The organism is Porphyromonas macacae DSM 20710 = JCM 13914, from assembly GCF_000379945.1.
Taxonomy (GTDB): domain Bacteria; phylum Bacteroidota; class Bacteroidia; order Bacteroidales; family Porphyromonadaceae; genus Porphyromonas; species Porphyromonas macacae.
This window is the reverse complement of record NZ_KB904132.1, coordinates 1-16,153: the sequence shown is the minus strand read 5'-3', so window position 1 is coordinate 16,153 and position 16,153 is coordinate 1. Positions and strand designations below refer to the sequence as shown.

Below are 16,153 nucleotides of genomic sequence, written 5' to 3'. Positions count from 1 at the left end.
TATTATTCATACTTAATAGATTCTACGGGATTCTGACGAATCAAACGGCGAACATTGAAGACTACCGCTGCGATAATAATAAGCATGACCAAGAGACCTACGGCAAGGAATGGCCATATTGTAAGTGAAATTCTATAATTGAACTTTTCCAGCCAGTTGGCTCCGAAATAAAAAGTTGCAATCAAGCCGACCAAAACAGCCGGAATACTGATCTTGAAAATATCAAGAACAAACAGACGGTAAATGTCGATGGCTCCGGCACCGTTAATTTTGCGTATGGCCAATTCTTTACGGCGTCTGTTTACCTCGGTATTGACGTATCCGATAAGTCCGACTAAAGCAATGAGTATGGCAATGGCACTACCGAAAAGGATGGTATTCCGGAAGGTTTTGGCTGCATCGAAACGTTTCAGCAATTCGGCTTCCATATCCTCAAAGGTCGTTTCCTTATATGGATCCGCCTGTTGCAATATATCGTTGATTTCGGCCATCAATTCGCCATCCATGCGGTCGAATCGAGCAGTCAGATATAAGATCCACTCATCTCCGTAAACCATGACTGATGCCATCTTTTCGGGATAAGGACTAAGATGGGCGCGACGCACGAGAATATCCTCATAAACACCCCGAATGGTTACCTTGCCATACGACGAAAGAAAAATCTCTTTACCCACAACACCATCCTGCCACCCCATTTGCTCGGCAACAGTTTCAGCCGATTTACGGCTAACCATAATTTCTTTTCCTTTGACCGTGGCAGCATCGAATTTACGACCCTCCAGAAGTTTGAATTTGTATAAATCGAAATGATATTCATCTACATCGAAAAGATCGGCCACATTGATCAACTCCCGTTCTGAAACAGGATCGGACAGATTATCTCCGCTCTGGCCGGGGCTGGCCGGCATGGAGGTCGTCAACGAGTACCCTTCAAATCCGGGTATTTTCTTTAACTGATCTATGATTGTAGGCAGCTTCTCTTTATCTATATTACGCAACTCGGTAAAATAAAGCCCTTTGACTTGATAGCCGGCATCCTGTATAACCATGTGCCGGTATTGCATTCCCGTTACGGTGAGCATACCGATTAGAAAAGCGGAGGCCAGAATTTCCACAAAAAGCAAGCCCAACTTCCACGTACGGTTATGCTCTGCCGACTTACGGAAAATATTCATTACAGGCGTCTTGGAAAGTACCCAGCCGGGCAACCAGCCCATAACAAAAGTGGAAACGGTCAATACGGCTATCAGCACAAAAGCCAATCGCCAGGAAATAAGGTATAGCAAAGGAACGGAAGTCAGACTTTCCAGTGGTTTATTGAATGCCGCCAATAAAATTACGGCTAAAAATAGAGCGATAAACAAATAAATAAAAGTTTCCCAGATCATCATGCGTTCTATCTGCAGGGATGTAGCACCGTAACATTTACGAATAGCCGCTCCTTTACGGCGGTTAACCATGGAAGCTATGGTCATAAGCACATAGTTCAACAAAGAAATCAGCAATACGGCTATACCCACAATCTGCTGGATACGCACCATATTTACCAGTGTAGGATCCTGAAATCGTAATCGACTGATCGGTATCAGTTCGTAATGCAATTCTAAATCGGACTTTTTCATTGCTTCCATATCCTGATGCCTTTTCTGCATTTCCCAAATAGCCTCTTTCAGGCTTTCGGGTTTTACGCCTTTACGCAGTCTTACATAGCCCCGATAACGGTCATTTCCCATCCAGTTATTCAAGCTTTTTTCTCCTAAATTCAGAATACACAGAATAACATCGCCCTTTATTTCGCTATTCTTCGGAAAGTCTTTATAAACACCCTCTATGGTAATAAATACTCCGGGAGTCATACGGGGAGATATCCGTTTACCGAGAACATCTCCACCCATTTTTTGTGCGAAACTTTCGGATACCAGACACTTTGTCCGATCTTTGAGTATGGAAGCTCTGTCTCCTGCAATCAAGGGAACATCAAATACCTCGAAAAACTTATCGTCGGCATAAAATGTGTACCCTTTATAGGAAGCATTATTTTCCGTAACATAAGAGAGATCACCGGTTGTTGTATAGCGCGTAGCCATTTCTACGTCGGGTATTTCTTCCTGCATCGCAGGTGCCACAGCCCCGCTTACCTGTCTGAACACATTCGATTCCGCCTGTCCTTTCGATACCTGCATCTTATAATTGGTTTGTATCTTGCAGATACGTTCGTATTCAGGGTAATCACGCTCGAAAGAATACTGGAAGATAACAATCGAAAGCAACAGCAAACTGACAGCAAAGCCTAATGAAAGGGTCAACAGTTTGCTGATGGTATGTTCTCCCGGTTTGAAAAGTCTGCGACCGGCTAAAGTAAAAGCATTCATGGATTAAGAGTTTTATTATCGTTTTTATTTCATTCGTTTTTGAGGTAATCCACAGGGTTGGTGTTAGCAGCATTGAGTGTCATGCTGAACATAGAGGCAAATGCCACCACAGCTACAGCAAACCATGCTACAAAAAATGCCCACCAATAACCGGTTATGTGATAAATATAATCCTGCATCCAACGCTGCATCAGGTAGTAAGCGATGGGTGTAGCTATGACAAAGGAGATCAAAAGATTCCACAGACTCTGACGGCTGACCATCTGCATAATCTGTGAGGTGCGGGCTCCGAACACCTTGCGAATAGCCACCTCTTTCTGTTTCTGACGGATACGCAAGGCTGACATGGCAAACACACTCATCACCGTGCTTATCAAAGCCAACAGACTAAACAGCTGCAAGAAACCGTTGAGACTTTGTTCCTCCCGGCTTAATTCAGCTACTAAATCTTCACTCCATTTCATCTCTGTATAAGGGAATCCGGTGACCTTGGCATAAATCTCACGAGCCTTATTTTGCAATTTGGTCCTCGAAGTTTGTGACACAACATCTATCATTAAACCGCTAAGCCATGGCATTTCGGGGCGTATCTCAATGAGAAAATTAAACTGTTTTTCTTTGAAACTGCCAAAACGAAAGTCCTTTACAAATCCTCCGAAATTGAAATCGGTCTCACTCAAATGTATATTTTCTCCCGGCAGCATCTTTTCTATACCCAACTCGCGTATAGCGCCTTTACTCATATAAAGTGTGGGCAGAGACGAGTTTTGCAAATTGACAGGCGGCAACTTTATGCCAAAAGCGTTCAAAGCCACGCTATCCATACCGAATCGGCAGAAGTAATATTGTGTGCCCTTATAGTCATAGCTGTTTATACTCACAGAGAAAAACGAATTGGTTAACCGGCCTACCGAACGGACACCCGACATTTTTCCAAATTCATTGTGCAGAGTTTTCACTTGTGTATCCTCCAGACCAAATACGGATACAAGAAGTTTATTCTGGTAGTCATAACCCAAGTCTCCATGTGTCATAAAATAAACCTGTGCTCCGATAATCAGTGTGCAAGCTATCATGACCATGGTAATGGCATACTGGGTAATGAGCATGATGCGTGAAAAACGATTTTTCACAATACGGCGAAACTTTCCACTCACCACCTCGACCGGTTTGAAACGAGAAATAAAGAATGCAGGCAGCAAAGCACATATAACACTAAGCAGCAACATACCGCCCAGTATTACCAAGCCTAATTCAAAAGTGAAATTGTCTTGCAGATGTAACTGTGTATCCAATAATTTATTGAAAACAGGTTCCATTAGAAATAACCCGAAAAGAGACATGACGGTGCTGACTCCGATAAGTACTAAAGACTCTTCCCAAAGCTGATATACAATGGCACATCGCGTACTGCCAAGGAGTTTCTTCAGAGCCACTTCCCTGCCTCGGCTACCGGCCTGTGCCAACGTCAGGTTGATATAACTGATAATGGCGATAATCAGAATAAGGAGCGAAGCTCCGGTGAGCAAGCGAATGCGCGCAGGGCTGCCATACTGTGCAGCAGGATGCATGGACAATTCTGCCACGGGCTCCATATAGCAACGACTCATAGGGTACAGGATGGCTTCCGTTTCTTTGTCAAATCTATACTTTGTATCCTTTCCTCTCAATAACTTCTGAGCTATAGCCGATTGTTTGGATAAATCCACACCCTCACGAGCTTTCAGATAAGACCAATATCTTGCTGAATTCCAATTTTCGTTGGGCTCCAAGACAAAAAGCATACTCATGGGTTTGAGATGACTATTATCCGACATGTTTTTCATGATACCGGAAACCTTATAGGTATGTTTGTTTTTATCCCAATCCACATAGCAAATCTCTTTACCTATAGGAGATTCATTGCCAAAAAGGGAATTAGCAAGCCACTCGGAAATAACTGTACTGTTCTTGTCGAGAAGTACTGTAGCAGGATTACCCTCTTTGAGCTTGTAGCCGGTGAAAAAGGTGAAGAAATTGCTATCTACCCCCAATCGCCCAGATATAACACCCTCGCTTTCACGATCAGAACGAAAGATATATTCGCTATCGTTACAACTTCCAATATGACAAACATCCTCCACATCGGGCATCTGCTCCCGAAGCATATTGGCAGAAGGATAGGCGGAAACAGGACCAGACACACCCTTCATTCCAGATTTATAGTTGAGCTGATAGATACAGGCTATATCGGGCTGAAAAGTGTCAGCGTTGTTCTCACGATTGATATAAAAACCTAGCATTATTACAAACGTCAGCGACATCGCAAAACCAACCACGGTAACAAAAGTATAAAGCTTATTACGACCGAGATATTTTAGATAAGTACGCATTGTATTTAATAATATTTATGTTTCTATTTTTAATTATTCTTCTTGTTTCTCCACTCCTATCTTTGTATTAACCGGTTTTTTATTTAAGAGAAAGAAACTTTCCTACATGGATAATCTCGCTGAAGTAGATATATTTACCATATCGAAATCAGTTATTCGTTTTTGAGGTAATCCACGGGGTTGCTTACGGCTGCTTTCAGCGACATGCTGAGCATGGAAACGAAAGCGACCGAAGAGACGATGAGAAGCGCTGCCGGGAAAGCCCACCAGGGCATTGCCGTATGATATGTATAACCCTGCAACCAACGCTGCATGATAAAGTATGTTATCGGAGCAGATACAACGAAAGCAGAAAAAAGATTCCACAGGCTCTGACGGCTGATAATTTTCAGAATCTGTACTTCACGCGCCCCGATCACCTTGCGAATAGCAATCTCTTTCTGCTTGTGACGGATACGCAGAGCAGACATGGCAAACACACTCATCACCGTGCTTATCAAAGCCAGTATACTGAAAAGGAGCAGAAAACCGCCGATAGAACGTTCTTCACGGCTGTGCTCGGCAATGGTATCTTCCGTTCTTTTTATTTCGGTATAAGGTATACCCGTTATCCGGCTGTAAGTAGAACGAAGTTTTTCCGTTAACACCACATAATCCGTATGAGAATCGTATCCGACAAGAATTGACCACAAATATCTCGGAGAGGAGGGGAAAGAAGAAAACAAATAACTGCTTTGAACTCCCTTAAAACCGCCAAAACGCAAATCCGGAGCATCACCGCAATAGTAAAAGTCTCCCGCTTGCCCCCAATGAATAACATTATCCGGTAAATTGGCCACGTCAAAATCATTGTAAGCGGCACGGCTTAGATAAAAAGCCCTATCAGGATCTCCGGCCTGCAAACCATTGGGTTTCATTTTCAGATTCATCAGACGCAAAGCAACACTGTCCATCTGAAATATTTGCATAGGAGTCGGTTTTCCTTTATAATTCGAAGAGTTATTATTTCCCCCGTTAACGGGTGTGCCGCGGGTTAACCCGACTCCTGTGATTCCGGGAATTTTCCCGAATTCTTCCTTAATGGTATTAATGGTTTTTGTTTCCATTCCGAAAACCGATACGGTAAGCATGTTTTTATAGTTATAACCCAGATCGGAGTTGGTCATAAACCGGATTTGCCAACCCATAATCAGCGTACAACCAATCAGCACCATAGTTATGACATATTGAGATACCACCATAACCTGTGAGAAACGGCTTTTAACCAACCGTCTGAACTTGCCGCTGACTATATCTACAGGACGGAAACGGGATATAAACAAGGCGGGCAACACAGCGCAGATAATACTCAACACCAACATCAAGCCGATGAGTATAAGAATTAACGACAAAGTGATATTCTGCGACAGGTAAAGATGAGTATCGAAAAGACGATCAAAAACAGGCTCCATAAGAAACATGGTCATCAAAGCAACCAGCGTACTCAACAAAATAACCAAAAGAGACTCTTTCCATAATTGAAAAACAATGGCCGAACGGCTGCTGCCCAAAAGTTTTTTCAGAGCAACCTCCCGACCACGGCTGCCCGCCTGAGCCAAAGTCAAATTGATATAACTGATAATGGCTATAACCAGAATCAGCAGGGTAACGGCTGAAATCATCCTGATACGATCGATATTTCCCTTTTTTACCATATGCAGGAAACTCATATCAGATTTGCTGAAAGGTGAGAGATAGCATTTCTCCAGAGGCCATACTTTGGCTATGGCTTCTTTATCAAAAAAGAATACCACATCTTTGCCATCAATGGCTTTGTGAATAAGATCTTCTTTTTTCACCAAATCTATTCCGGGTTTGGCTTTTATATAGGTAATATAGTTTCCATGATTGACGTCTCCCTCTGCAGGCTCCTGATAAAGCAGAAGTTCGACAGGAGTAATGTGGCTGTTTTCGGACATCGGCTTCATGATCCCCGTTATACTATAAGTATTCTTTTCTTTCATGAAATCATAAAAAAAGATTTCCTTACCAATCGGGCTTTCCGAACCAAACAGTTTGGAAGCAAGTGTGGTGGAAATGACGGCACTACCCTTTTCTATCAGAACATCTTTAGGGTTTCCCTCTTTAAGTTTGAAGCCATCGAAAAAAGAGAAAAAATTACTTTGTACAGAAATATGAGAAGTTAGAAGACCTTGCCCGGGATCATTTCCTGTAAAAACGTATTCTTTATCGTTATAATCGCTGATACGACAAACATCTTCTACAACAGGGATCCGTTCTTTAATCAGAGTACCTGCGGGGTAAGAAGTGATGGGACTGTTAGCCCAATCGAATTTCTTCGAAGCGAAATTAAGTTGATAGATCTGTTTGTAGTGCGAATGAAACCGATCTGCACTGCGTTCATGCCGGACATAAAAACCCAACACAAAAACAAACATCAAAGAAAGAGCAAAACCGATAATGGTAACAAACGTATAAAGTTTGTTGCGGCTCAGATATTTCAGATAGGTACGCATCGTATAGTGTATTTATATTTCTATTTGTTAGAATATTCTTCTTGTTTATTCTCAGCGTCTCGTGTAGCTGTTTTTCAGAGAGGAACGTTTTTACAAGGATAATTGTCGAAGCTATATTGAAGATGTGTTATTCATTTTTAAGATATTTAACAGGATCAACACGTGAGGCTCTCCAACTCTGTGAGGACGTGCTCACCAAGGAAAGCAACATAACAATAATGGCAGCCGCTACAAATACCCACCACGAAAGGGAAATATGATAAGTGAATGTTTGCAGCCATCGATTCATAACCCAATAACTTACCGGAATAGCTATTAGCAAGGCTATAGCGAACCATTTCATGGATTGCAGATTAAGCATTTTCAGTATCATAGTTTCAGTGGCTCCATTCACTTTACGCAGAGCTATTTCTTTTTCTTTTTGCTTGATCATATATAGGCTCATGGCAAAGACACCCATCGTCATAATTACCAAAGTAAGCAGGGTAAAAGCTGTAATCAATTGTGACAAGTGGGTTTGAGAGCGATATCGCTCTCGAATGAGGTCTTCTGCCCACCGGTAATCTACCTCATCCACATGCCCCATACGTTTATAGATAGTCACCACAGCTTTCTCCACAGTTTTTCTATCGGCTTGCTCATGTATGCGCACCATTGTTGTCCAAGGATACTGTCCTTGCTTCATGGGATGAATAAGCAATGGTAAAAGACCTTCATTTAGCGGCCTGTATTTCAATTCCGGCAGTATGCCAGCCAAAAGATGAGTAAGACCATCAGAATGGGCATAAGTACCACGAGTAAATTCACCCGTATTCGGATCCGGTTTCACTACATTAACCATGGAAGAAGAAATCCATGCCGGCATTAAATGAGTTTGATTAAAACGGTCTGAATTGAAAAGTACATCAGGTGTTTCGTGAATAACAGGGGTATATTTTATTTCAAAGAAGTCAAAAAACAATGAATCCACCATCATTTCCCAAGTAATATAAGATTCATCGCCGATATTAAAACTTACATTATTTGTGCTACCAATAGGGTTACCACAACTGTATGAAACCATATCGACCCCGGGTATCTTCTGCAATTCTTGACGTAGAGAAGCCTGTGGAATGGAATCCATATTATTGTAAATCAGCATTATACCACGTGTACGAAAGCCCAAGTCCGTATGAATGAGATAATACGACTGCATCAGAATGAAAAAACTACAGATAAGAAGCACCACCGAAACAAAATATTGAAAAACAATCAGAAATTTGGAATAGGTACTTTTGATACGATATCGCAAGGTTCCCTTGATTACTTCAACAGGTTTGAAACGAGAAATAACCAAAGCCGGAAGAATGCCGGATATAATGGATAACATGATGATGAAAAAGGCGATCACAACTATTACTTCGGGAGTAAAACGATGAACAAGATCTAATTTGGTTTCCAATATTTCGTTAAAAGAAGCCTCAACCAAAAACGCCAACAAAATGCCCACAGTAAAAGATATGACTGTCATCAAAAACGATTCATATAAAAATTTGCGTATCAGTCCCATACGACTGCTACCCAATAATCGACGTATGGCAGCTTCTCGTCCTCTGAATCCTGCCTGAGCCATAGTCATATTGATATAATTCAGAATGGCTATAATCAATATGAGTAAAACTATTCCGGTGAGTATTTTAACCTTGGTATTATTATTTTTACGTATAAAAAAAGATTGACAAATCACCAACGGATCATAGTAACAGGCTCTGAAGGGGACAAAGTGTACTTCTTTGGCTATACCGGACGACCATAACACCATCCGACTATCTTTTTGGGTGAATAAGTTTTCCAACATTTTAGCTTTAGTGGAAATGTCGGTGTAAGGCTTCATCAGAAAATATGCAGCAAACTTATAGTGTCCCCACTTATCTAGAATATTCTCACCGTAAACTTCCTCTATGAAATCATAGCTTACCACTCCATCTACTTGCGGGAACTGGCTGTAATATGGGATAACATCCATGATACCGGAAACCGTCAGTTTGTCATCAAAGACCGTCTTACCTATTGGATTTTCATTGTCCCAAATTTTTGTAGCAGCCTCTCTGGTCAATACAATAGAGTTGTGCCCCGAAAGTACTTGCCTTGCATCACCTTCTTTAAGTTTGAAATCAAACATTGTAAAAAATGATTTATCGACCAGTAGCAATGAAAGTTTAATCTTTTCGCCATGAATAGTCCGGATATAATGGCTAAAGTTTGCTACCCTGCAATAGTTTTCCACTTCCGGTATTAACTCTTGTATATATTGTGGTGCAGGATTGGGCAAAGAGGCGTGATGTTCTGAACGAAGCATATATATACAATCAGCTTTGGAGTGGAAACTATCCACGGATTTTTCACCGTATACATAAAATCCCAAAAGAATAACGAACATCAATGAAAAGGCTAAACCGAATACTGATACAAACGTATAAAGTTTGTTGCGGCTCAGGTATTTCAGATAGGTACGCATCGTATTGTCTGATATTATAAATTACTTTAGAACCAGCTCCTGAACATCTCCGAATGTGTCATAAGAGGAGGTAACGACTTTCTCTCCGGGTTGAAGTCCGGAAGTGACTTCGTAAAACTGCGGGTTCTGACGCCCGATGGTTATTTGCCGGCGTACGGCCTTGTTACCGTCTTTGCTCACCACATAGATCCACTGCCCCCCCGTAGTCTGATAAAAAGCCCCGCGAGGTATCATAATAGCCTGTTGAGGCTGTCCCAGTTGCAGATTGATGTAATAAGTCTGACCGGTACGTATATTATCCGGGCGTTCGCCACTGAATACGAATTCGGTACGAAATTGTTTATCACGCACTTCGGGAAATACTTTACGCACACGAAGCCCGTAGTTTCTATCCTGCCTTTCGAATGAAGCAGTGAGATCTGCTTTGACACGATCGATATAGTGTTCGTCTATCATGGCTTCCACTTTATAGTCGCTTAACACATTGATCTGACCGATTTTCATGCCCGAACCTACATTCTGCCCGACCTCGACATCCAAAAGTCCCAACTGACCGTCCACGGGTGCTTTTATATCCAAATCGGCTACACGCTCACGCACCAAAATCAAATTCTGCTGCATATTGTGTAAGCTCTCTTCCATTTGTTTCATCTGAATGCCGCGATAGATTTCATCCTGTTTTTGGCGTTCGCGTACCAAATCGTAGCTTTCTTTTGCCACACGGGCATCTTCTTGAGCCTGGAGATATTCTTCTTTCGAGCAGAGTTTTTCTTTATAAAGCTGTGCAAACTGATCGGCACGACGCTGCTTACGGGTAACATCCGTTTCGAGTTGCAGACGCTCTTTTTTCAGATTTAAACGATCTTGCTCCATGGTTACCTGCGTATTGCGAAGGAAGTTTTGTTTTTCCGCCAATTGTGCTTCACTGTTTAGAATGTTAAGGTTAAGATTAGGATTGGTAAGGCGTACCAAAATTTGTCCTTTTTTTACCATCGATCCCTCTTCCACCAGTTTTTCTGACACCATACCGCCTTCCAGTGCACTCAGTTGAATAATATTGATAGGCTGCACCTGCCCGTTGATACGGACATAGTCATTAAACTCGCCGTCGGAAACGGTGCTGATAGTCACTTTATCCTTATCAACGCGATATTTGGAAGAGTGATTGCCAAAAATCATCCAAAATACAACGACCAGAACAAAAGCTCCACCTGCGATATAGGGGATATGTTTACGTCTAAGCCCTTTCTTCTTTTCGATTTTCCTGTCCATAATTATATTGTTTGTTTTTATTCTTCGATGAACGATTCTCCCTGATAATATTTTACATACTTGGTCTTCAGAAGATATTGCGTATAGGCTCGCAGGCAGTTTACCTGAGCTTCGAGGTATCTGTTGGATGTAGTGGATAACTCTATCACGCTGATCATACCCACCTGGTATCTTTTCTGTGCTGCCCTGTAAGCAAGCTCCGTAGCTTTAACCTGCGCCACACCCTGAACATACAGCTCGAGAGCTCCTTGCATATCGCCGATTTCACGAACGACACTGGTATATAATGTGTTTCGTGCGCGTTCTTCCTCCAGCTGTGCGATAACACGAGATGCACGCGATTTGGATACGCCTGTGATTTTTGAAAAATTACTGAAAAGAGGAATGTTAAGGCTGAACCCCACATAATGTCCACGACGATTTTTGAGCTGTTCCTTAAAGGATACATATTCGGATCCATCCATAAACCGCGAGAATCCGGTATTAAAACCGGCCCCTACATATATTTTAGGTAAAAAATCCGCCCAGGAGGCTTTCAAGGATGCTTTAGCTGCACGTGTTTGCAAACGTGCCATTTGTAAAGCAGGATCATTGGTTTCGGCATATTCGAATACACTTTGGCGGTCAACAGAAACTATTTGCACAAAAACGGAATCCAGAATTTCTCGAGGAATAGAGTCTATAACCAAATCTTCTTCAACAGGCCAATTCATTTTTTCTTTTAACTGAAGTTCTGCTATCAAAGCCTGATTTTTAGCCTTGCTTACACTTGCCCTGTCCGAAGCCTCACGGGCGGCCACCTCCAAAACATCGGCATGGGACTTAGAACCCAACTCCTCCATGCGCTGAACCTGCTCAAGCAACTTGCTGCTTTCTCCCAACTTTTCTAAGGATAAACGATACATACCCTCGCTATAGAGTAAGTTGTAGTAAGCCTCCACAGTACCCAATGCTGCGAGATTTCTCTGTTTTTGCGTATCGAGTTTAGACTGGTTTTTCTGATGCCTTTTCTCTTCAATGGCAAAAAGACTCTGAAACCCGTCAAACAAAGTCATACTTGCCGAAACAGAATAGTTATTGGAAAAACTGTTGATGTCTGTATAGGTATTTGTCTCCGCATTCAATCCTCTACCAAAATTGAATGAAACTCTTGTAGATGCACTTACCTGAGGCAACAGTTGGCCGATGGCATTTATATAGGCTGCTTTGGCCGATGAATAACGGGCATCGGCCTGACGAGCATCGATCGAATGTTTCCAGGCGTATCTGATACAGCTATCCAAAGTTTGTACGGATTGCTGCGCTTTCAATACCTGAACACCCAAAACCGCTGTCAAGGCAAGGCAGCATAATATCTTTTTTACGTTCATATCCGGTTAGGTTTCTTTGTTTACACTTTACACATACCAACAGCGTGCCAGAATATCTATTTCACTGTAAATAAGGATTTTATAGTTTTATGGATATTTGTAAAGTGTAAAGAAACTTTACACCGGGTGTAAAGAAACTATACACTCGGACCCAAAAAGAGAATGAGAGCATTGGAGGACGTGCACTGAAAAAAGTTTTGGAATGATTTGAAGAAGACGAGATTCTCTTACATTGATTTCATGTAAATTTACAATAGCATTGCACTTGATTAAGAAAATCATGCAAAAACAAATGAATTTGTTCATGGATAAGAAAATAAAAATTGTTATCTTTGTGCCCGATATTCCTGTGTAAGGTTCGGGAAGTATGGTTTACCATCACCTTACGGGGCTAATTTTAATTAGTTATTTAACATGTACGTAATTGCAGAAATTCAAGGACAACAGTTCAAAGTAGAACAGGGTCGTCGCTTGTTCGTACACCACATTAAAGACATCGAAAGTGGTGCTACGGTAGAATTCGATCGCGTGCTTCTCGTTGACAACGATGGCACCGTAACAGTAGGCGCTCCTACAGTGGAAGGTGCGAAAGTTGTTTGTGAAGTAATCAGCCCGCTCGTAAAAGGAGAAAAGGTGCTGATATTCCACAAAAAACGCAGAAAAGGTTATCGCAAACTGAACGGCCATCGTCAGCAGTTTACCGAAGTAACCGTAAAAGAGATTGTAGCATAGTTAATAAACCACTAAAAACGAAAAAGAATCATGGCACACAAGAAAGGTGTTGGTAGTTCCAAGAACGGACGTGAATCTGAAAGCAAACGCTTAGGCGTTAAGTTGTTTGGTGGTGAACATTGCAAAGCCGGAAACATTCTGGTTCGCCAGCGCGGTACACAGCATCACCCGGGAGAAAATGTAGGCATGGGCAAAGACCATACTCTATATGCTCTCATAGATGGAAAAGTTGTATTTACCCGCAAACGCAATGACCGCTCGTACGTTTCAGTAGAAGCAGAAGCATAAGCGGAGCCAAACCACTACAACAAAGAGATACCTCTCTATATTTTTATTATTTAGAGAATTCTTCAAAACATTATCGTGGGCACACCCCGCCAATAAAGTCCAAAAGACAATTGAGCGGTGGTCGCCCACTTTTTTTTATCTTTACTTCCTGAAACAAAGACAGCTATTTAATACATTTTATGCTAACCATTAAACAAATACTCAACAATAAAGACGAAATAATCAGACTTCTGGCCGTTAAACATTTTGATGCAAGCGAAGCAATCGAACGGGTAATCGCTTTGGATGAGGCCAGAAGAGGAGCGCAGCAAAAAAGAGATGAATCTTTGCGTGAGCAAAACATGATTGCCAAATCCATCGGCCAACTGATGAAAGAAGGAAAAGTGGACGAGGCACAAAACATGCGACAAAAAGTTTCAGACCTGAAGGCTCAGAGTAAAAATCTGGAAGAAGAGATGACCAAAGCCGAAAATGACATTAAAAACATACTTCTTTCAATACCGAATATTCCATGTGCTGAAGTACCCGAAGGAAACGGAGCAGAGGACAACGTATGCGTAAAAACGGGTGGAGAAATACCGAATTTGGGCAAAGAGCCGAAAGCGCATTGGGACCTGGCCAAAGAATACGATCTGATCGATTTTGAATTGGGAGTAAAAATTACAGGGGCCGGCTTTCCCGTGTATAAAGGATATGGAGCTCGTTTACAACGTGCCTTGATAGATTTTTTCTTAGACAATGCACGCGAAGCCGGATTTTTGGAAATTCAACCGCCTTATGTGGTAAACGAAGATTCCGGATACGGCACAGGCCAGTTACCGGACAAAGAAGGGCAAATGTACCATATGGAACAGGACAATCTGTATCTGATTCCTACCGCAGAGGTACCCGTAACAAACATCTACCGCGATGTTATTTTGGAAGAAAAAGATCTGCCAATTAAAAACACGGCCTACTCTGCCTGTTTCAGACGTGAAGCCGGCTCATACGGAAAAGATGTACGCGGGTTAAACCGTCTACACCAATTCGACAAAGTGGAAATTGTTTGTATCGATAAACCGGAACATTCATACGAGCAGTTAAAACAGATGGTCGACTATGTACAGGGCCTTGTGGAAAAATTAGAACTCCCATGGCGTATCTTGCGTTTGTGCGGGGGAGACATAAGTTTTACTTCTGCCCTGACCTATGACTTTGAGGTATATTCCGCCGCCCAACAAAGGTGGCTGGAGGTTAGCTCCGTATCCAATTTCGAAAGCTATCAGGCAAATCGTCTGAAATGTCGATACAGAAGCACTGAAGGCGTACAGCTTTGCCATACACTCAATGGCAGTGCTTTAGCCTTGCCGCGTATCGTGGCGGCACTGCTGGAAAACAACCAGACTCCGGAAGGAATACGCATCCCCAAGGCTCTGGTACCCTATACCCGTTTTGAAATTATCCCGCACCCTTAAACCAAATAACAGAATATCTGTTCATTTACCAGAAATAATTAACTAACATTCATAATATGGAACACATTCGTTGCCTCATTATCGGTTCCGGACCGGCCGGTTACACCGCTGCTATTTATGCATCACGTGCAAACCTCAATCCGGTACTGTATGCAGGTATTCAACCGGGCGGACAACTTACAACGACTACAGACATTGAAAATTTTCCGGGTTATCCCGAAGGTATCAATGGCACAGAAATGATGGATCAACTGCGTAAACAAGCCGAAAGATTCGGTGCAGACCTGCGCAGCGGTATCGTTACAGGTGCTGATTTGTCAAAAGCTCCTTATCGTATTACTATAGATGGAGAGACCGAATTAGAAACAGACACACTCATTATTGCTACCGGGGCTTCAGCCAAATATCTCGGACTGGAAGATGAAGCTAAATATGCAGGTATGGGAGTATCGGCCTGTGCTACGTGCGATGGCTTTTTTTACAGAGGTAAAAACGTTGCCGTAGTAGGTGGCGGAGATACCGCCTGCGAAGAGGCCTTGTACCTTTCGTCTCTGGCTAAGCAGGTTTATCTGATTGTTCGGAAAAACTACCTGCGTGCCAGCCAGGTTATGCAAGATCGTGTAATGAACACGCCCAATATCAAAGTCCTTTTCGAACACAATACACTCGGCCTCTTCGGAGACAACGGAGTTGAAGGCGCTCATTTGGTAAAACGCAAAGGTGAACCCGATGAAGAAAAAGTAGACATAGCCATAGATGGTTTCTTTCTGGCTATCGGGCACAAGCCAAACAGCGATGTATTCAAGAAGTATTTGGAGACAGACGAAGTTGGCTATATAAAAACTGTAGCAGGCACACCTAAAACCAATATTCCCGGGGTATATGCAGCCGGTGATGTGGCAGATCCTATTTACCGTCAGGCTGTTACCGCTGCAGGCTCAGGCTGTAAAGCTGCTATCGAAGCCGAACGCTACCTTAGCGAACACGGACTGTAATCCTTCTTATATTCCAAATTATTGCTGTCCGCTAAAAATTTTTGAAAGCAGAAAAAAGTCTTGCTCCCCCGTCAAACCGTTTCCATTAGAGTTATTTTCGTTTTAGTAAGCCCCCCAGTCGAAAAGATTCGGCTCTGGCGGGGCTTCTTCTTGCGCAAATTGCGCTATCCAATCCTGCTCAGGATGATTAAAAAGAGAGTAAAAGTCCATATAGTACATTAGCACGATACGTACCATGGTTGCAAGTCCCGAGAAACTCCACGAACGTTTCAGTCTACGTTGCAT

The 16,153-nt window shown here is 42.4% G+C and carries 10 protein-coding genes and 1 pseudogene; 4 read left to right on the top strand and 7 right to left on the bottom strand.

Features of this window, described 5'->3' with window-relative positions:
- Positions 1-2: 2 nt before the first annotated feature.
- The 6 genes from A3GI_RS0105075 to A3GI_RS0105050 form a co-directional block, all read right to left on the bottom strand.
- Positions 3-2,372, bottom strand: coding sequence for an ABC transporter permease (locus A3GI_RS0105075; protein ID WP_018360389.1), 2,370 nt, complete (start codon positions 2,370-2,372; stop codon positions 3-5).
- 29 nt (positions 2,373-2,401) lie between these two features.
- Positions 2,402-4,744, bottom strand: a complete 2,343-nt coding sequence (locus A3GI_RS0105070) for an ABC transporter permease (protein ID WP_018360388.1) — start codon at positions 4,742-4,744, stop codon at positions 2,402-2,404.
- A 152-nt stretch (positions 4,745-4,896) separates the two neighbouring features.
- Entirely contained in the window at positions 4,897-7,260 is a 2,364-nt protein-coding gene (locus A3GI_RS0105065; RefSeq protein WP_018360387.1) for an ABC transporter permease, read from the bottom strand.
- A 127-nt stretch (positions 7,261-7,387) separates the two neighbouring features.
- On the bottom strand, positions 7,388-9,757 hold the full coding sequence (locus A3GI_RS0105060) for an ABC transporter permease (protein ID WP_018360386.1): 2,370 nt from the start codon (positions 9,755-9,757) through the stop codon (positions 7,388-7,390).
- Between the two features lie 21 nt (positions 9,758-9,778).
- Entirely contained in the window at positions 9,779-11,029 is a 1,251-nt protein-coding gene (locus tag A3GI_RS0105055; RefSeq protein ID WP_018360385.1) for an efflux RND transporter periplasmic adaptor subunit, read from the bottom strand.
- 17 nt (positions 11,030-11,046) lie between these two features.
- Positions 11,047-12,399 (bottom strand): TolC family protein, encoded by a 1,353-nt coding sequence (locus A3GI_RS0105050; RefSeq protein WP_018360384.1) that lies wholly within the window; start codon positions 12,397-12,399, stop codon positions 11,047-11,049.
- A 414-nt stretch (positions 12,400-12,813) separates the two neighbouring features.
- Between A3GI_RS0105050 and rplU the strand changes: the two genes are divergently transcribed.
- The 4 genes from rplU to trxB all read left to right on the top strand — a co-directional run bounded on the left by rplU (position 12,814) and on the right by trxB (position 15,868).
- Positions 12,814-13,131 (top strand): 50S ribosomal protein L21, encoded by a 318-nt coding sequence (gene rplU / locus A3GI_RS0105045; protein WP_018360382.1) that lies wholly within the window; start codon positions 12,814-12,816, stop codon positions 13,129-13,131.
- Between the two features lie 30 nt (positions 13,132-13,161).
- A complete protein-coding gene (gene rpmA, locus A3GI_RS0105040; RefSeq protein WP_018360381.1) occupies positions 13,162-13,419 on the top strand; it encodes a 50S ribosomal protein L27 in 258 nt (85 codons plus the stop codon).
- Positions 13,420-13,598: 179 nt separating this feature from the next.
- Complete coding sequence (serS, locus tag A3GI_RS0105035) at positions 13,599-14,873, top strand: serine--tRNA ligase (protein ID WP_018360380.1); 1,275 nt, start codon at positions 13,599-13,601, stop codon at positions 14,871-14,873.
- Positions 14,874-14,929: 56 nt separating this feature from the next.
- Entirely contained in the window at positions 14,930-15,868 is a 939-nt protein-coding gene (trxB, locus tag A3GI_RS0105030; RefSeq protein WP_018360379.1) for a thioredoxin-disulfide reductase, read from the top strand.
- 102 nt (positions 15,869-15,970) lie between these two features.
- Here the strand turns inward: trxB and A3GI_RS11730 are convergent.
- A pseudogene (locus A3GI_RS11730) lies at positions 15,971-16,153 on the bottom strand (IS4 family transposase); the annotation flags it as partial.